This is a genomic window from Euryarchaeota archaeon (genome assembly GCA_016207515.1).
In the GTDB taxonomy this organism is placed as follows: domain Archaea; phylum Thermoplasmatota; class SW-10-69-26; order JACQPN01; family JACQPN01; genus JACQPN01.
In genome coordinates, this window is the sequence record JACQPN010000020.1 from 15,428 (window position 1) to 33,760 (window position 18,333).

Sequence of the window (18,333 nt, forward strand, 5' to 3'; positions counted from 1 at the left end):
TTTCCGATATGCGTCTCGAAAGCGAACTTCGAAGTCACACGCCGTGCCGCGCCCTTTCAAAGAAGGACGCACGCCGCGCCCTTACTCCCGACCCTCGTCGCGCGAGTCGTGACATGAGAGAAGACGCTGCGCCCGGGCGCCGTTGGGGATCGCGCCATCCGCCAACACGTTGCGACGTGGAAGTCCGGTTTCTTTCGCTTCCCCAGCGAACGTTGGACGCGGATGGGCCGCGACCGCCGGTTCCAATCGAAGAACAGGAACTACGCGTCGGAACCGAAACCAAGTGTCGAACACCACGCCTTGATTCTCCATGCGAAGAGAGGGGGTGTCTTGCCAGGATCTATCTATTCCATTTTATCAAAAAACGCAAGCGAAACACTTATCTTGCGAACTGCGGTAGTCCGCTTCTCCTGGTTCAACTGCACCCTTGATGCGGGATGGGCAAGCCCAGTTTCGCCCGACCCGCGTCTTGCCGAGTACGCTATCGTCATCCTGACGGTCGTCCGGCAGGTTGCGGCGGACCTGAGTCCGATGGAACAGCGTATGCTCTATCGCGTGTGAGACCGCGGTCAGGCGGTCTTCCCGGGGCGGCACACCCCGGCGGCGACTTGCGCGCCCGCGAAAGCGCCTGCGGCTGCATCAGCAGTGAGGACCCCAGGAAAGCGGTACAGGAGGGACATCGAGTGAAACGCGGGCCGGCACCGCGCGCCATCGAAATGCGGGCGCGAGGCTGGGCCCACCGTGGAGCCTGATGCGAAGCCCGGAGGCCGCAGGAAGGAGGGGCGGGCACATGATGGCACGAAGCAGACTATTCGACAGCTTGTTGCAAAGAGAACCGATCTTCAGGAACAAGGAGGTCCTCCAAGCGCGCTATACGCCAGAGGAACTCCCGCACAGGCAATCCCAGGTGGCGCAGCTTGCGTCCATACTCGTCCCGGCGTTACGCGGCGAGACGCCTTCGAACGTTTTCATCTACGGGAAGACAGGCACAGGGAAGACCGCCGTCGCGAAATACGTGGGAAACGAGATCGAGCGGACGGGCCGCGAACTCAACAAGTCCGTGAACTACATCTACGTGAACTGCGAGGAGGTCGACACCCAGTACCGTGTCCTCACCAACATCGCGAACCACTTGAGCAAAAGCGGCGGCGGACGCGTCCCGTTCACGGGGTGGCCCACAGACGAAGTGATGTCTCGGCTCAAGGAGCGTATCGACGCTCGCGACGGGGCCACCATCATAATCCTCGACGAAGTGGACAAACTGGTGAAGAACGCCGGCGGAGACGTGCTCTACAACCTCACAAGGCTCAATGCGAGCCTCCATAATGCGCGCGTCTCGATGATCGGCATATCGAACGACCTCAACTTCACCGACCACCTTGACAGCCGCGTGAAATCGAGCCTTGCGCAGGAAGAGATGGTCTTCCACCCGTACAACTCCGGGCAACTCGAGGACATCCTCCGCCAACGCGCGAAGGTCGCTTTCAAGGACGGCATCCTCGACGACGGCGTCATACAGCTCTGCGCGGCTCTCGCGGCGCACGAGCATGGGGACGCGCGACGCGCATTGGACCTCCTTCGCGTGTCGGCGGAGGTCGCCGAGCGCGACAACGCGAAACGCGTGAACGAGGGGAACGTGAGACTCGCCCAGAAGAAGATCGAGATAGACCGCGTCTCGGAGGTGGTAAAGACGCTTCCCACACAGAGCAAACTCGTGCTCCTTGCTTCTTTGCGGATGGCGCAAGGGCAGAACCTGGGATTTAGCGTTACGAACCTCCTCACGACGGGCGAGGTCTACAACGCGTATTCGTCCCTTTGCAGGCAGGTCACGATGGAGACGTTGACGCAAAGACGCGTCACAGACCTCATATCGGAGCTCGACAGCCTCGGCATCCTGAACGCGAAGGTCATCAGCAAGGGCCGATACGGGCGCACCAAACAGATCCAGGTATCCGTCCCCATCGAAGAGACGCTGGCGGTCCTTTACGAGGACGAGACCATCGCGGCCACTGCCGGCACGGCGCTCGTGAAGCAGGTACCGCTCGCCTGAGGCGGACAAGGCCCCCAGGCGGAGGAGGACCTTTACGCCAGGGGGCCCACGCCCCGCGGGAAGGCACGCTCAGCGCGCCTTCTTCCACATACGGTGGGCGACGACGATGAACGGAAGACCGAAGAGGATCACCACCAAGGCCCCTGCCTGGTCCCCTAATGTCGCCGCGTCTTTGGAGGCGTAGAGGCCCGTCGCCACCACTAGACCCAAGGCGACGTTTCCGAGTCCGAAAAGGAATACCAGGATCGGGACGATCCGCGAACTTTCCAACGCATCGGTTTCGTGCCTTAGCGCGGAAGTCTTGGCCCGCTCATCGGCGATTTCGCTTTCTACCTTCACCGCCGACTCGGCGGCAAAGGCCGCTTGCGCGGCGTCACGTTCCTCGCGGGGAGGACCTCTTTTCTCGCTTCGGAAAGCAAGGTAATCCTCCTCGCTGTCGAACTCCAGCATCATCCCCTGGAAGGCGCATTCGTCGCAGACGAGTTTCTGGAGTTCGCCGCCGCCCGGCCAGATCCCGTCGGCGATCGTGGGCCCGCGCACTTGCTTCGAGGCACAACGCGGGCACGAGCGGACGAGCATCGACTTGAAAGACGCGGTCGGACTTTTCTTTGTTTCCACGGCGGCGCGAGAAGTCTCCTCGATGGCGACGGCCCTTCGCAGCGCCGTCCGCCAGCCATGAATGGCGATGGGACGCTTCGCGCACGGAAGGCCATAGTCTGTGAAAAGACAAGGGGGCGGGCCTCGTCCCCTATTGGGGCTTCTTGAGGAGCGCTCTCAAAGCGCCCTTCGCTCCACGGTCCTCGGGCGCAAGCCGCCCCTCCTTCTTCATCTTGTTCCAATGCGAGATCCGCTCGTAACTTGCCGGCGCCACCGCGAGGACCGCGGCGGAACCTGCGAGCGAATACCAGAGATCACAAGGCGCCCACGCGTTCGTGAACGGCGGGTGGCACCAGTCGTTACGGACCTGGTTCGGGTCCGCTCCAAGGGCCAACTTGATGAGCCCGAACCACGGGATCTCACCGCGGGCCTTCCCCTCTATCCATTCGACCTTCACGGGCTCGCGTGAAATCCCTCCCACTTGGTCTGGCGACGGGTTGTTGTCGCCCCACGTGATGAAACCGCTGAATGTCGGCTTGTAGCCGCTTTGGCGCGACAAGTGGCTTTGCGACCCGGTCTCGTCCATCTTCAGTTCCGGGATGTAGATCCCTTCCGGCCCGAACGTGCAAGCGTTGTCGGAGCGCTGGCGAGGCGGACACGACTTGAAAGTCCCTTCGACGCGGTACGCCGTCGTCCCGTTGGCGATCGTGACGTCGACCCACGTGTAGGCCCTGTGGATGATCGGCGTCTGCGGGCCCTCCGGCGTGACCTTGGCGCCGTTGCGGTAATAGACGACGACGTCGCCGTTTGCGCTGTATGTCGGATCCTTCGCCTGGGCGAACGTCACGATGTCGGAACGTTTGGTCACCTTCTGGACGAACACCATGTCCCCAGGATCGATCGTTCCGACCTTGCCAAATCCAGGGACGGGAACGGTCGTGTCGTGGAATATCAATGTGCGCTCGTGCATCATGCTTCCCGACTCCACCACGACCATCGGCGGCCACACGCCCGTATAGATGTACAAGGCGCCGAGTATCCCGCCGACGATGGCCAAGGCTATCGCGATGTCCTTGACCGCGGAATCCCGGGCCATCGGCCGAGTTACGAAGAGGTCTGATAAAAAGGTTCTCTCCCCGGAACAACGCGGTACGCCACGCACAAGCCAGACGGGGAAACTCTGATCACTTTCGAGGCCGACCGCGATCGACGACGCGTTTCCATGGGTCCTGATTAGACAAGTCCTTACCGTGCCTCCTTGGCAACGCGTCCTTGGCAATGCAACGTCGACGGCCGACCCTCGACGGTGCATCCTTGGTGGCCCGCCCCTTGGGTGATACGTTCTTCTACACCGTCACCCGTAGCGGCGTCTGTTGAAACGCGACGTCATACTCATGTCACCTGGCGGGGACGAGACGGAGATGCGGGACCTCCTCGCTTCCCTAAGATGGACGGTCCTTGCGAGTGTGCGCCAGCGTAACCGCCGGCCTGATCCGAGCCGGTTCTTCGGAAAAGGCAAACTCGACGAGGCGCGCGAAGTCCTCGCCGATTGGACGAAACGGCTGATCGACGAGCGGGCGGCGGGGCTTTCGGGCGAGGACGCGGGACTACCGGCCGACGCGAGCGACGCGATCGTGGATGCAGTGTTCGATGCGGATGAACGGGCCCGCACGGGCAAGAGTAGGGGCCAAGCGAGGGGCCGTAAGGATGCCGTTTCGAAGAGGCAATGGGGAACAAGAAAACGCTCGAAGAAGCCGAGTCGAAGGCAACGCGCACTGGTGGTGCGACCGACCGTCGTGGTCGACGCGGAACTGAAGGCTTCACAACTTGCGGGGATAGAGAACGCCTTGGGCGGGGCGGAGGTCTTCGACCGTACGCGTGTCATCCTCGAGATATTCCAGGAGCGCGCCCAGAACGAAGAGGCGCGTCTCCAAGTGGAGGCGGCGCGCCTACGTTACGAGATGCCGCTTGTGCGCGAGTACATCCGGTTGGCAAAGCTGGGCGAGCATCCGGGTTTCATGGCGGGGGGCGAGTACGGCGTCAACCAGTACTTCGACACCATCCAAAAGCGAGCGACGAAAGTGAACCGCGAGCTCGAACACATCGGAAGCGAGCGGGCGGCAAGACGGAAACACCGGCGACGCGGCGGGTTCCTTCTCGTGAGTCTCGCGGGCTACACGAATGCAGGAAAGAGCAGTCTCATGAGACGTCTATCCGGCGAGAACGTGCTCGTGGAGAACCGGATGTTCTCCACCCTCGACACCAAGACGGCCAGGTTGACGTTCCGAAGCGCATCGGAGGAGGAGCCGGCAGGGGCGAGGCCGGCGTCGGATGTGAATGGCAAGGCGTCCGAGACCGGTGCGCATCAAGATGATAGTTCGAGGCGGATGTCGCGCGATGACGTCGCAAAAACGGATGAGGCGCAAGATCTTAGAGAAGGGCAGCCGCCTGTGGGTGAAGACCGTGGTCAAGGACAGCGGCCTGTACTCGTCACCGACACCGTTGGTTTCATCCGGGATCTGCCGCCGTGGCTCATCAAAGCGTTCAGGTCGACGCTCGAGGAGATCGCCTTGTCCGACGTCATCATACTGGTGGTAGACGCTTCGGACGCGCCCGAAGAGATAGCCGACCGGTTCCAGGCGAGTTATCAAGTGCTTCTCGGGTTCGAGCGGATCCCGACGCTCGTCGTCGCTTTGAACAAGAGCGACCTTCTCCCTTCCGACGAAGAGCGCGATGAAGCGCGTCGCGTCGTGATCGATCCGGGGCTTGTTCCCGATGATCGCGTCGTTTTCACTTCCACGAAGACGGGTGAAGGGTTGGACCGCTTGGTGGATGTGGCTACGCGACTGCTTGCCGACGGGTCGCCCGAGGATCCGTCTTGGTAGGGGGACCCCGTACCTTCGATTGGAGTCCAATGGAACTGATCGTGGGCTATGGGTCCGAGCTCGAAAATGAAAAGCCCCTTCGTTCAATTTATTTCGATGAATTCTTATAGTATGAAGATTATAGCTATCTGGTACTTTTTCTTTCAAGTATTCTAATAGATGTATTTTCAAAAACATCTCCAATAGAAGCAAGGGGGTCTCCCCCTCTGACGATTGCCATGCCGGGGCCTTTATCATGGTTTTTGACCTTGGCTTCTTGTGAAGATAGCCGTCCTCTCCGACATACACTCCAACCTCCACGCCCTCAAGGCGGTCATGGAGGATGTCACGGCAATGGACGTGGACATGATCGTGAGCCTCGGCGACATGGTCGGTTACAACGCCTTCCCGAACGAGGTCCTCGACATCCTTGTCCAATCAGATGTCAAGATGATCCTTGGTAACCACGACCGGGCGGCCGTGACCGGCGACGTGTTCGGGTTCAACCCCGTCGCGATCGAAGGCGTTCGGTTCAGCACGAAACAGCTACGCGCAGCCCACAAGGACCTCCTTGATGGTCTGCCCGAGACCCTTTCGCTCGACATCGACGGCACCAAACTGGACCTTTTCCATGGCTCACCGAGGCAACCCCTCATGGAATACGTCTACCCGGATGATCTACCGAAGGTCGGGCCGGGTTTCTGGGACCAGACCGGCGCAGACGTGATCCTCCTCGGTCATACGCATTTACCGGCCCAACACGGCGCCGGAAACAAGTTCATTGGAAACCCTGGAAGCGTCGGCCAGCCACGCGACAGCGATCCGCGCTCGTCCTACGCGATCCTCGACCCGAAGAAACGTCGCCTCCAGTTCAAGCGTGTCGCCTACGACATAGAGGCCGCCGCCGAAGCGAACCTCGACGCAGGCCTTCCAGAATTCTTGGCGTCCAGGCTCATCGCGGGGAAATAACGAACGCCGTCTCCCCTTCGGTGACTCCCTTCGGTGACTCCCTTCGGTCGTCACCTCGTAGAGACTCCGTAACTTCGTCTCTACTTTGTGGATTTCGCTCCGCTCAATCCACTCGTTGATCCCAAGTAGCTTCGCTACTTGGTCTCAATCACAATGACGTCCTTGATGGACTTGACCGCTTCGAACGGGAACAGGATGTAGCCCTTCGGATCCCTCTTGAAAAGCCGGGGGTCGACGTCTTCAGACGGTTCCACAAGCACTTGCGAGAGGTCGCCGCTCTCGGTGTTCACGACCACGTTCCTCAGCCGGCCGAGCATCAATCCCTCGTCCGACATGACAGTCTTACCACGGATATCCGAAGCGAGAATCTTCATTAGTGCATCCTCGCGCAAAAAATGGCGCCCGGTATTATTTAAACTACCCGATTCTGTTGCGCGCGGCGACGCACGGTTCAACGAGGCGGGCCGGAACCGGTAGGACGTGCTCGGCCGCTGCCGCGACATCGAGGCCGCGTTTCCAGGCGCCAAGACGATGGTGCTTCAACGGAAACTCGGGTATGGGAGCACGGGGCACGCGGAGTTCACGGTGCGCATCCGAAACGCAGCCGATACTGACCTCGTCGCGGCGATCGTAAATTCCTTCCCGGGGGCGGCATCCGTGGCGAACAACCTCGTCATCGACCCGCGACGCCGCGCACCGAATGGCGGTCCCGAATCCGGGCTTGGATTCCCAACCAATTCAGGCCCCACCTCAATCCGCGAGTCGACCGCGTGGTCGCGTGCTCATTCCCCGACGTGCGGTATCGGCCTGAGGTCCACCGTGAGCTTCGGGTCGACGACGATGTAATGCTTGTTCGGGACCTCCCTCCATTGAAGGCCCCAGAGGGGTTCCTGTCCGAGGATGATTGCGTCGCCATCGCGGGCCGCGTGGATCGTGTAGTAGTCCTCATTCTCCTTGCCAAGGTCCGGGTTCGCCATCCTGAACCCGTAGAGTTTTCTCCCGTTGGTCAGGAGGAACGTGATCGAAGTGTACTTGTAACGACGCGTGACCTCGGCCAACAAGGACCCTGCGGCCTCCGCCGGCTCGGCTCCTTTCCTTATGTCGTTGGCCAGGAACTTGAAGAACCGCTCGCTGTCGGTGGTCCCCTTGGGTTCAATGGGGGGCCGTCCGTGGAAGTTGTCGATGGTCCCGTTGTGGCAGAACATCCAATCGCCTTCGAAGAAGGGGTGCGTGTTCTCCACCGATTTGTTCCCCACACTGCATTTTCGCACGTGGGCTAGGGCGATCCGCGACGTCGAGGCGGCGGCCTTCTTGACCGCCGCATCGTAGTGGACCGTGTCCATGGCAGCGCTATTCGCGAAGCGGCCCGCGTACTCGGGCTCGTTGAGGCCGTTGTAGAAGCCGATGCCCCACCCGTCGTGGTGGCCGGGTGCTTTGTCGTCTCCGCTCGTGGAACCTTCGGTTCCCCGGCGCCTAGAGTCCGCTTCGCGATCCCCTGCGGCCACCTTCCCGTCGCTGGCCAGGAGTTTGAACCTCTCGAGCATCTCTGGCTTGATCGTCGAGCGCGTGTAGACGCCCATCATGCGGCACATGGCGAAGTCATCACCATCGTCCGCCCATATCCCTTTTGCCGCGCCGCCGAATCGTTCATATCTCCCTATGGTAGGTAGGGGGCGGTGTCTCGGGCCCCATTCGTACTTCTTGCCATGTCGCTTGTCGGCGGCTGCACGACCGCGGGGCCGCCGGGTGTAGCCGGCTTGTGCGTGGACACGTTCGACGACATCGTCACGAACATCGTCGACGGCGATACCCTTGACGTGGCCGAGTGCGGACGAATCCGTCTTGCGCTCGTCGATACACCCGAACGGGGGCAGGAAGGGTACGAGAACGCCACCGACTTCACACGTGCGGTTTGCCCGGTCGGCGCCAACGCCACGGTTGATATCGACTCAGGCCAGCCCATGGACACGACGGGGACGAGGCGAGTGGCCGTGGTGTTCTGCGGCGGGGATAATCTGAATGCCGAACTATTGGTCGCGGGGCACGCCGTCATTCTGGTGCAATTCTGCGACGAGAGCGAGTTTACGGACGAGGAGTGGGCGCGCGAACAATGCGCGCGGCCTGATTGAGGCCCGCGAAGCGATCTCTCTTGCCAAGCGACTACTGCGCCTCTATCCCCGCCGTGTAATCCTTCCGCTTGACCTTCACGAGGCCGCCTTCGAGCTGTTCTGCGATCCTGTTGTAGTACTGGATCGTCGCTTCATCGACGCTCGGTCGGATGAGGCTCAAGGCCTTCTCGAAGTGCCGCGTCTCGACGATGGTCGCGTTGATGTCCTCGCGTAGCGCGAGTACCCCTGCTTCCCTGCACAGCGAAGCGATGTCCGCTCCGACGTAGCCTTTGCACTTGTCGGCGAGTGGTTCGAGTTCCACGTTCTTCAGGGGCATCTTGGCCGTGTGGATCTTCAGGATCTGCAGGCGCGACGCCTTGTCCGGGGCCGGGGCCTGGAGCAACCTGTCGAAGCGGCCGGCGCGTAGGAGTGCGTTGTCGATGATGTCGGGGCGGTTCGTCGCGGCGAGGATGATGACGCCATCGAGACTCGCTAGCCCGTCGACGGACGTGAGGAGTTGGTTCACGATGCGTTCGGTGACGTGGCTGTCGCCCATGCCGCCGCCGCGCCGGGGCGCGATCGCGTCCAACTCGTCGAGGAAGACGATGGAAGGGGCGGCTTGCTTTGCCTTCTTGAATATCTCGCGGATCGCCTTCTCCGATTCGCCGACCCACTTGGACAGGATCTCCGGACCCTTGATTGAGATGAAGTTGGCCTTGCTCTCCGTGGCGACAGCCTTGGCGAGGAGCGTCTTTCCCGTTCCCGGGGGGCCGTAGAGGAGGATGCCACGCGGCGGTTTGATGCCGAGGCGCTTGAACGCCTCGGGATTGGTGAGCGGCCACTCGACCGCTTCCTTGAGTTCCTGTTTGAGGTCTTGGAGCCCGCCCACCTCGTCCCACGACACGTGCGGAATCTCGATCATCACTTCGCGTAGCGCCGAAGGTTCGATCTCACGGATCGCTTGCGTGAAATCGTCCATCGTGACGATCATCTTCTCCAACGTCTCCGCCGGAATCGGCTTGTCGAGGTCTATCTCCGGCAGGTAGCGCCGGAGTGCCCGCATCGCGGCCTCTTTGCCAAGCGCCGCGAGGTCTGCGCCGACGAACCCTTGTGAATTGTCGCAGAGGACCTCGATGTCGAAATCGTCAGAGAGCGGCATCGAGCGTGAGTGGATCTGGAGGATCTCTTTCCGGCCTTCCCGGTCGGGCACACCGATCTCGATCTCCCGGTCGAACCGGCCCGGCCGCCTTAGCGCCGGGTCGACCGCGTCGACGCGGTTCGTTGCGCCGATGACGATGACCTTGCCCCGCGACTTAAGACCGTCCATGAGGGTCAAGAGCTGGGCGACGACGCGCCTCTCCACCTCGCCTTGGGTCTCGTCGCGCTTCGAGGCGATCGAGTCGATCTCGTCAATGAAGACGATTGAAGGGGCGTTCTGTTCCGCCTCCTCGAAGATCTCCCGGAGCCGCGCCTCGGATTCACCGTAGAACTTGGACATTATCTCGGGGCCTTGGATGGAATAGAAACTCGCTCCCGATTCGTTGGCGACCGCCTTCGCGATCAAGGTCTTGCCAGTGCCCGGCGGGCCGTGAAGAAGAACGCCCTTCGGCGGGTCGATGCCGAGCCGGTCGAATAACTCGGGGTGCTTCAACGGGAGTTCGATCGTCTCGCGGACCTTCGTGAGTTCCCCACGAAGTCCCCCGACGTCCTCGTAGCTGACCTTCGGTGCGTGGAGTTCCGCGGTCGTCACCGACTCTTCGCGGATGTGGACCTCCGTCTGCTCCGTGATCTGTACAATGCCGCCCGGGTTCGTGTCGACGACGACGAATGGAAGCGCACGTCCGATGAGAGCGATCCCCGGGACGATGACGGTGTCACCCTTCGTGACGGGGCGCTTGAAGAGACCCCGCTTGACGACCCCTTCGATGCCGCTACCAAACTGTAGTTTCTGACGGTCTTCGATGACGGGCGCGAGCGTTATCCTCGCAGCGGCCTGGCCATCGACCTTGCGAATCCTCACCTTGTCGCCGATCGAGACGCCTGCGTTGTCGCGGATGAGTCCGTCCATGCGGATGATGCCCTTGCCCTCGTCGTCCGGGTGAGCCCTCCAGACGATCGCGGCCGTCGTCTTCTTGGAATGGATCTCCACGAGGTCGCCGACCGTGAGGTTGAGGTCAAGACGTGTGGCGGCGTCCACCCGGACCCTGCCCTTCGCTACGTCTTCCTGGACCGCTTCGGCGACTTTGAGCGTGACTTCTTTCACCATTGGTCTGAATCACCGCACGACGCCACGGCCGCTCCGGAGGAATCCCGATCCACCCCGCCTTGGGCCGCGTGCATCTCTTATCTACTCTAAACAAGGAGGCAGCCTCCTTTAAGGTTTCTGGAACAGGGACGCTTGTTTTGATGGAGTGGGAAGGCACAAGGTGCAGGCGCGCCAAAGTGCGGATGTGGTTACGAAGGGGATAGCGCGTCACCAATTGCGAGAACCAGGCAGTGAACATCGAAGTCGCGGTCATTGCTTACTGGAATCGGTCCGGAACCACTCGTCTACAAGCCGCTTCGCCTGTTCCTTCTGCGCAGCCGTGAGCCCTTCCTCCCGTTCTATCGCGGCGATTGCGTTCGCCCGTTCCATCGGGCTCAATCTGTTATCCTCGATCATTCCCCTGAGCATCACTACGATTCCATGGGGCAGGAACCGGAACCTGTCGTCGAGCACGTCGAGTCTTGATTGCCGCGAGTGTTCGTCGATGCGCCTCGCGAGTGTCTCCAATTGTATCTCGTCCAACTTTCCGACCTCGAACATCGCTCGCGCGTGGCGGCGACGTTCCTTCATGGCCGCCTCCGTGCGCGCGGGATCGCGCTTGGCGTGCTCGTAGGCGTGGTCGATCGCGCGTAGTTCCTGGCGTAGCCTGTTGCGTTTTCGCCGAAGGGCCCAGGCGCCGACTATCGCGCCGCCGCCGGTGATCGCGAGACCTACGGCGAAGAAGAGGATGTTCTGGTTGGCGGGGTCCCCGACGGTCTGTACTGCCTGTTGGGTGGTGTCGGCAGGGCCTTCAAGATCAACGGATGGGGCCTTTCCCCCGACGTTGAAGGTCGTGAGATTGCTCGACGTCTGGCCGGCGTCGTTGCGTGCTTGGAAACGTGCTTGATATGGGCCGGCCTTCGCGTAGGCGTGAGAGAGCAGATCGTCCTTCTGCCAATCCGTCACGGCGCCGTCGCCCCATTCCGCGCGATACTCGCTCGGCGCACCTTGGGCGCCGGCAACGGAGCCTTCGAGGCTGACGTTCACGCGCTCGCCCGGCGCGGGATAGGTCGTCGAAACGACCGGGCCGACCTTGATCGACGCCTTGGTCTCCCCGAGAACGTCCAGGGTACCGTCAAAGCCGGCCACGGCTACCACCCCTCCTCCGACCCCGAAGTCGAAGTGCTGGCCTCCGGCGCGCACGTCGTCGGCGAAGTCATGGCGCCAGACGATCGAACCGTCGGTGCGGGACAGGGCGTAGATCGCCTCATTGGTCCCGGCGCCGCTCGATTGGGCGCTTCGGGCGAAGAGCAGGTCTTTTGTGATGACGGGCGCGCTGTTCGCTTGCCATGTCGAATCGCCGCCGACGAGGACGGGGCGCCTCCAGACGACCTCGCCGGTCGAAGCGTTTAGCCTGTAGGCCGTCTGGGATGTGAGACTGAAGAGGTCTTGCCCGTCCAACGCGAAGCCGCCGCCTCCGTCGCGGAACTTATCTTCAAAGCCCACCGGTCTTCGCCAGAACTCGTTCCCGCTCGCGGGTGCGATCGCGGTCACGTTCTGATTGACCTTGATATAGACCGTTTCGAGCGTGCCCGTCGGGGGCGGTAACCCGTTGGACGCGGTGTCCACCCATTCCCGCTCCAAGGCCCCGGAGGAGGCGGATAATTGGAACAGGCTCAACGCGCTTTCCCCGTTGACGGTCGCGTTGAGCGAGAAATAGACGCGCGGCCCGACGACAGAGACCCGCCCCGGGCCGCCGAACGCTTGTTTCACGGGATCGTTCTTCCACGTCCAGTTCATCGAGCCGTCCCGCGCGTTGAGGCTTACGAGAAACGAGCCGACAAACCTCGTTACGTAGCCGCGGCCGTCGCTTCCCGGCACGCCAACGGGGCTCAACGGCACGTTGTCTTGCTGCCGGCAGGGAAAATAGAGCGTCTCGCCGCGTAGCGCGGGCGGACTGCAAAGAGTCGACATGTTTTGACCGGTCCCCGGGAAGGCCCAGAACCATTGCTCCGCCCCCGACGCTATGTCGTAGGCGTGGATGCCACTACGCTGCTGGGCCACGTAGACGCGTTTTCCATCTGCGGCGAAGCCCCGCGCCACGTCGTCGAAACGCACGAAAACGTCGACGACGCCCGTCGCCAGCGAGACGCGGGCCAATCCATTGGTCGTCAGATCGCCACGGATCGGCGTCCCCCATGCGAATCCGGGGTCGGTGCCGTTGAACAAGAGCACGAGGACCGAGTCGCCCAAGATGAGAGGCGGTGAAACGAAGGCCCTCGACCCGGGAAGTCTGACGCGCAAGGCCACGTCGTCGGAGCGGGGCGCGGCGTCATCGACACGGCCGGTCTTTGCGGCGTCGGCGCCCGATTGCAGATACGCCGCCTCTATGAGCCCGGTCGAGGTGAGCGTGAGGACGAGGGCCGTGGCCGCTAGCCAGTGGACGGTTCTTCGACTCATGCCCTCCCCTTCCGATTCGCCTTCTTGGATAAATAGGATGGCGTGGCGGCCGTCGCGTCTATCCCTCATGGTCGGCCGTCATCCCCGCCTGATTCTCTATTGCGTCGAACGCGGCCTAAGAGTTTGGGCAAGGGATAGAAGAAAGGGCGGCAAGGTGCCAGCAAGTCCCCCATCGACCGTCCAAGCCGCGTCATACCGTGATGGTTTCGAGGCAAACTCGATCGATCGCCAGGCGTCAATGGGGTCGACACCAAAGCCGCGGTCCCGTTCTTGGGGCCGGTGATGGAAAACAGTTATATAAACGCTCGTTCACTATACTAAACATGCAACTCGACAACTGGCTGGAAACCGCATTCGGCAGCCCCACTCGGGTCCGCGTGCTGCGTTATCTCGCGGCCCAGGAGGGGCGTGAACGCACTCTGCGGGAGGTCGCACGCGCTCTCGGCGTGAATCCAAGCACCGCGCGAGTCGCCCTCTTTGCGCTCCTCGACTTGGGATTGGTCGATGTCCGCCGGCTCGGCCGATCCGACGGCTACTCGCTGCGCCCGGCGACAAGTTCCAATCTGGTCCGACGCCTTTTCGGGACGGAGGCGGAACTGAGGAAGAAAGTGTTTGAGGTCCTCCGCGCCTCGACGATAAGAGGCGCCTCCGTCGTGGTCTTCGGGAGCGCGGTCCGCAAAGAACAAGGCCCCGATAGCGACCTTGACATCCTCGTGGTCGCGGCCACCAAGGACAAGGCCTTGGGCGTTTCCCTCGATCTTGACATCGCCATCAACCGGGTCGGGCCCGTGGCGCCGAGCTTCATCAGCCTCGGGGCCCGCGAACTCCGGGCCAAGTGGACGCTGCCGTGGATCGAGAACGTGCGCAGAGAAGGGATCCTCGTCGCTGGTCGACCCCTGGAGTCCTGGACCTGATGCCGCGCCCGGTCGACCGTGCCAGGTGGCCCTTGTCCATCGACAAGGCGGAGGAATTCCTTCGCGTCGCACGTGCTTGCGAAAAGACAGGCGACTGGAACGCCGGCGCGAGCGCATCCGTGCATGCGGCCATCATGGCATGTGATGCGTTGACCGTGTCGGCCCTCGGAGTACGGAATTCGGGCGACCACAAGGGCCTCGCACCCCTCGTGGCAAAGGCATTGGCCAAGAGCCCCGCAGACGCAGCCGACGTCCGGAAACGGATCTTGAGGCTTCTCGACACCAAGCGCCTCGCAGAATACGATGACCGGCCCGTTTCCGCCGCCGAGGCGACGGCGTGTCGGAAGGATGCGGAAAGGATCAGGGATATCGCGAAGGCGCACGCCGGCGCGGATTGACGCCCGGCATCGGCCAGATTCAACGACCTCCCCTTCGAAATAGTGTCCTCCCTCTTGGGATCGCCCCCGGGCGTAAGCCGATGCTCAATGCCCGCCGGAGCCCGAGTCCGTCTTGAATCACTCCTCCACGAGCGCCTTCGCCTTGGCCCGGTTCTCCGGAGTGAGCGACTGTTCACGCGCCAGTGCGACTCTCTCACTGTCCCCCGGTTTCCGATTCATCTTCGCGCATAAATAGAGGCGGGATACTGGCTCGCACAAGTAGGTATAAGTACCTACTTGCTCCGGGCACCCTTCCTCTGTTTCTCGATCGCCTCGCTCAAAGTGACCCGCCCAAGCGCCACGTCCCTTGCCAACCGGAACCCCACCGTCACTTCGCCGCCGCTTGCGATCCGGCTCTTCCTTTGGATGTCCCGTATCTCCCCGTCCGTCGGCGAGACCCTCCGGTAGCGACCCACCTCCTCGCCCTTCGACAGCGCGATCGCATGCGCTGCCGCCCTGTCGCGGTGCGCGACCGGCGCCGTGGCGCTCGTCTCCGTCTCGTCCACGATCTCGATCCTCACATCTAATGGGACGAGGCTGTTGATAATCCGGTCCCGGGCGGTGGCTGCCCCGTGTCCGATCCTCACGATCACAGAGGCATCCTTGTAGGTCTCGATCACGCGTTCGAGTTCAGCCGATACATCCGCCGGCGAATGGACCTGTAACGTCCGGATGAGGCTTCCATCCGCGAGGATCGCGACACCAGGGCGCTCCCCGGGATCGACCCCCACGACGACCTTGCTCACGCGCCCGCCCGATTGAAGCGCCAGCATCGCCCGCTCCACGGCGTCCTCTGCATCGTCGCTTGCGACGACGTTCGCGAAGGCGATGCCCGGGCGTTCGTCGAGGCTCGTGATGACGACGCCGATCCCGGCCGGGATACGGGCGCCTCCAACGAGGCTTCTGAAGGGGATGTTCCGGGCTTTGAGTTCGCGGACCAGGTCATGGTAGAACGAGAAATCGTTCGTCATCACGCCGATCTCGCGCGTGGGACGGCGCGCTCGCCGCGTGGGCGGGGCTCTTTCCCGTCCTGGCTCCCTATTCACGGCATCTCGCTCCCATCGGGCATTCGCTCGCTTTCGATAGAATTGTGGCGCTCCGTCAACAAAGACTTATTTTCCGGGAAACAGGCAAAGCACGCTTCCCGAAGCGGTCTCCATGTGGTCGTGCGGGACGTAGAATCAGCGCCTAGTCGCGCGTCGCAAGCCGGCTTTTCGCCTTGATTCGATTTCAATGGCCATAAATAGGGGTCTGATTTTATATAAATCGGGATGCACAATGTGCCCAATGATTAGGGACGGGAAGCCGCCGCTTCCACCAAGCACGATCACTGAACTCAAGCAGACGCTACCGACCGACTACGGCCACAAGTTGGTGAACAGCGCCGGTAACCGCATCCTCGCGATACGCATCCCGACCGCCCGGCCGGACATGTTCCAAGACATCCCGCGCGCCGCCGACTTCTTAGGGACAGACGACACGCGCGAACTCACACACGTCCTGCTCATCGGCGATGAGAAGGTGCTCCGCGTCGACCCGATATCGCTTCGAGACGAGGTCCGGGAAAGGACACGGGAAGACCAACAGTCCGTCGTGACGTTGAAGAAAAAACTCGGCCGCAACTACGAATACTCGGTCTTCAAGCCCGTCACGGGGAAGGGCTCCCCGCGGCTCGTCATCCGGATCCCGAAGTTCAAGGCGGGCGAACTCGACGATTCCGACCGGACGCAGCTCAAGGGCCTAATGGCGAAGATCACGGCGGATCCGAACGTCCGTGAATCACGCATATTCTACATCGTCACCGATGACGACTACGTGAAGCTCGGGACCGAAGGATTCCAAGCGATGCTCGAAGGGCGAAAGAACGAAGCACTCGCCACCGCCACCTTGTCGGCGGCTGCCATGAACGCCCCGCCACCGGCGCCTTCGGGCCAGTATTTCGTCGCAGACGAGAAGAAGTCGCGCCCCGCGCAGGGGACGATGGGAAACGCCTTCGGCATCGACTCCAGCAGCCCGTTCGGCGGGCTCATGGGGCAGACCGCCCAAGCGAACGAGAAGCTCGACCTGCACAAGGCAGCGATCGCCGAGAAGAAGGCGGCGCCCGTCGGGGAATTCATCGATGGTACGGAGAAGGCGCGCAGGACGTCAGCCGCTCAAGCCCCTCCGCCACGCCGGGGCGGCGAAATCATAGATGCAGAAAGCGGGATGGCCGTGACCCCAAAGAAAGGAAGGCCGCAGTTCAACGCGGACGGTTCCGTCTCATACGTGGAACAGGCGCCAAAACCGGTGGGCGCAGGCACTATCGATTCCCTCATTTCCGCGGTGGTCTCGAGTCCCGCGCAAAGTATCCATGACGCGCACACGACCGAACCGGCACGCACACTTCCACCAGCGCACGAAGCGGACGTCGAGATAATGCCGGGACGAAACGAGGTCGCTACGCCGGGTACTACGCCGAGGATGGACTGGACGGCCCCTCCCGCGGCGACGCGCGCGGACACGGAAGCGCCCACGCCAGAGGTCATCGTTGCGGCCCCCCTTCTCGCCGTCGCACAGATCGCGCCGGCGCCGGTCGCGGAGCTTCCGAAAGACCCGATGGCGACGATGCTCACGAAGCTCCACGGCTCCGGTTACGAGCTCCTTGACACGGCGAGCCTCCTCGACGTAGACGCCGCCGCCCACAAGGCGGCAGGCAAGCGCATCCTCGTGAAACGGTTGAAGACCGTGGACGTCGAGACCGTGCAAAGGCTTGAGCGGCTCGCAAACGACCTCCGGGCGGACGCCTGCATCGTCATCGCCGAGGAGATCGCCCCGGGGACGCGCGGCTGGACCATGGGGACGAAAGTAGAGTTATTACGCCCATCTGACATAGGCGAACTCGAACTCTAAGATGGGCAAGCTCAAAACCGATGCTTTCTCCGCGTTCTCCACCCGGCCCCACGGTGAGGTGTACTGCCGATGAAAGTCCCGATAGGGGCGAAGGGGCTTGACGATCTTCTCGGCGGCGGCATCGAGGCGGGCGCCATCACCGAGTTCTATGGCGAGGCGGGGACCGGGAAGACCAACATCTGCCTCCTGCTCGCAAGAAACGTCGTCCGCTCCGGGCGGAAAGTGGTCTACATCGACAGCGAAGGGGTATCGCTAGAAAGGTTACGTCAAGTGTGCGGGCCCGATTTCGAGAGCGTCCAGAAGAACATCCTCTTCTTCGAACCGTATAGCCTCGACGAGCAGGACCGCATCGTCGCGAAGGCCACACGCCTCGCGCAGTCGGGAAGCGACATCGGCCTCATCGTGATGGATTCCGCGACGATCTTTTACCGGTTGAGCCTCGCAAGCGGCGACGACATGCAGCATCGGCGCGGCCTCACCCTCCAATTGCATACCTTGCTCACGACCGCGCGCCAGAAGCTCATCCCCGTGGTGATCACGAACCAGGTCTACACGAACATCGACAGCGACATCCTCGAACCCATCGGCGGCCAATTGATGCGCCACATCAGCAAGGCCATAATCCACGTGGAGAAGGCGGGGAAGGGCCTTAGGAGGGCGACGGTCGTGAAGCACCGCTCCGCGGCGGAGGGTTCGAGCGTGGAGTTCGTGATCAACCAGGCGGGCCTCGGGCCGCCCCCGGAAAAGCACGCTACGGGCGCGGCCAAGGGCTGAAGGCCCGCCCGTGACGGCGCGACGCA

General features: G+C 62.2%; 16 protein-coding genes. 9 read left to right on the plus strand and 7 right to left on the minus strand.

Going from position 1 to position 18,333, the window contains the following annotated elements; genetic code table 11:
• Positions 1-384: 384 nt before the first annotated feature.
• Positions 385-561, plus strand: coding sequence for a hypothetical protein (locus tag HY556_08155; GenBank protein ID MBI4393750.1), 177 nt, complete (start codon positions 385-387; stop codon positions 559-561).
• Between the two features lie 232 nt (positions 562-793).
• Entirely contained in the window at positions 794-2,050 is a 1,257-nt protein-coding gene (locus HY556_08160) for an ORC1-type DNA replication protein (protein ID MBI4393751.1), read from the plus strand.
• Between the two features lie 69 nt (positions 2,051-2,119).
• On the opposite strand, the gene HY556_08165 is transcribed toward HY556_08160, so the two are convergent.
• Both HY556_08165 and HY556_08170 read right to left on the minus strand, forming a co-directional pair.
• Positions 2,120-2,668 carry a hypothetical protein gene (locus HY556_08165; protein MBI4393752.1) on the minus strand — a complete coding sequence of 183 codons (549 nt, stop codon included), beginning with the start codon at positions 2,666-2,668 and terminating at the stop codon, positions 2,120-2,122.
• A gap of 130 nt (positions 2,669-2,798) precedes the next feature.
• Positions 2,799-3,743 carry a hypothetical protein gene (locus HY556_08170; GenBank protein MBI4393753.1) on the minus strand — a complete coding sequence of 315 codons (945 nt, stop codon included), beginning with the start codon at positions 3,741-3,743 and terminating at the stop codon, positions 2,799-2,801.
• Positions 3,744-4,020: 277 nt separating this feature from the next.
• On the opposite strand from HY556_08170, the gene HY556_08175 reads away from it, so the two are divergent.
• Both HY556_08175 and HY556_08180 read left to right on the plus strand, forming a co-directional pair.
• Positions 4,021-5,532: a GTPase HflX gene (locus HY556_08175; GenBank protein MBI4393754.1), complete on the plus strand. Its 1,512-nt coding sequence runs from the start codon at positions 4,021-4,023 to the stop codon at positions 5,530-5,532.
• A 258-nt stretch (positions 5,533-5,790) separates the two neighbouring features.
• The gene (locus HY556_08180) at positions 5,791-6,480 is read left to right on the plus strand and encodes a metallophosphoesterase family protein (GenBank protein ID MBI4393755.1); all 690 of its coding nucleotides are present in this window, start codon (positions 5,791-5,793) and stop codon (positions 6,478-6,480) included.
• A 134-nt stretch (positions 6,481-6,614) separates the two neighbouring features.
• Here the strand turns inward: HY556_08180 and HY556_08185 are convergent, their stop codons facing one another.
• The gene (locus tag HY556_08185; GenBank protein ID MBI4393756.1) at positions 6,615-6,854 is read right to left on the minus strand and encodes a PRC-barrel domain-containing protein; all 240 of its coding nucleotides are present in this window, start codon (positions 6,852-6,854) and stop codon (positions 6,615-6,617) included.
• A gap of 408 nt (positions 6,855-7,262) precedes the next feature.
• Positions 7,263-8,072 carry a class II glutamine amidotransferase gene (locus HY556_08190; protein ID MBI4393757.1) on the minus strand — a complete coding sequence of 270 codons (810 nt, stop codon included), beginning with the start codon at positions 8,070-8,072 and terminating at the stop codon, positions 7,263-7,265.
• 84 nt (positions 8,073-8,156) lie between these two features.
• Here HY556_08190 and HY556_08195 point away from each other — a divergent pair, with 84 nt between their 5' ends.
• Positions 8,157-8,609 (plus strand): thermonuclease family protein, encoded by a 453-nt coding sequence (locus HY556_08195; GenBank protein MBI4393758.1) that lies wholly within the window; start codon positions 8,157-8,159, stop codon positions 8,607-8,609.
• 31 nt (positions 8,610-8,640) lie between these two features.
• Here HY556_08195 and HY556_08200 read toward each other — a convergent pair whose 3' ends face one another.
• Positions 8,641-10,854, minus strand: a complete 2,214-nt coding sequence (locus tag HY556_08200; protein MBI4393759.1) for a CDC48 family AAA ATPase — start codon at positions 10,852-10,854, stop codon at positions 8,641-8,643.
• A gap of 249 nt (positions 10,855-11,103) precedes the next feature.
• Entirely contained in the window at positions 11,104-13,293 is a 2,190-nt protein-coding gene (locus HY556_08205) for a PQQ-binding-like beta-propeller repeat protein (GenBank protein MBI4393760.1), read from the minus strand.
• A 323-nt stretch (positions 13,294-13,616) separates the two neighbouring features.
• Between HY556_08205 and HY556_08210 the strand changes: the two genes are divergently transcribed.
• Positions 13,617-14,207: an ArsR family transcriptional regulator gene (locus HY556_08210; protein MBI4393761.1), complete on the plus strand. Its 591-nt coding sequence runs from the start codon at positions 13,617-13,619 to the stop codon at positions 14,205-14,207.
• Positions 14,207-14,605 (plus strand): HEPN domain-containing protein, encoded by a 399-nt coding sequence (locus tag HY556_08215; protein MBI4393762.1) that lies wholly within the window; start codon positions 14,207-14,209, stop codon positions 14,603-14,605. Before HY556_08210 ends, HY556_08215 begins: the two co-directional genes overlap by 1 nt.
• A gap of 272 nt (positions 14,606-14,877) precedes the next feature.
• Here HY556_08215 and HY556_08220 read toward each other — a convergent pair whose 3' ends face one another.
• Entirely contained in the window at positions 14,878-15,615 is a 738-nt protein-coding gene (locus HY556_08220; protein MBI4393763.1) for a hypothetical protein, read from the minus strand.
• A 316-nt stretch (positions 15,616-15,931) separates the two neighbouring features.
• Between HY556_08220 and HY556_08225 the strand changes: the two genes are divergently transcribed.
• A complete protein-coding gene (locus HY556_08225; protein ID MBI4393764.1) occupies positions 15,932-17,533 on the plus strand; it encodes a hypothetical protein in 1,602 nt (533 codons plus the stop codon).
• A gap of 69 nt (positions 17,534-17,602) precedes the next feature.
• Complete coding sequence (gene radB / locus HY556_08230; GenBank protein ID MBI4393765.1) at positions 17,603-18,307, plus strand: DNA repair and recombination protein RadB; 705 nt, start codon at positions 17,603-17,605, stop codon at positions 18,305-18,307.
• Positions 18,308-18,333: the final 26 nt, after the last annotated feature.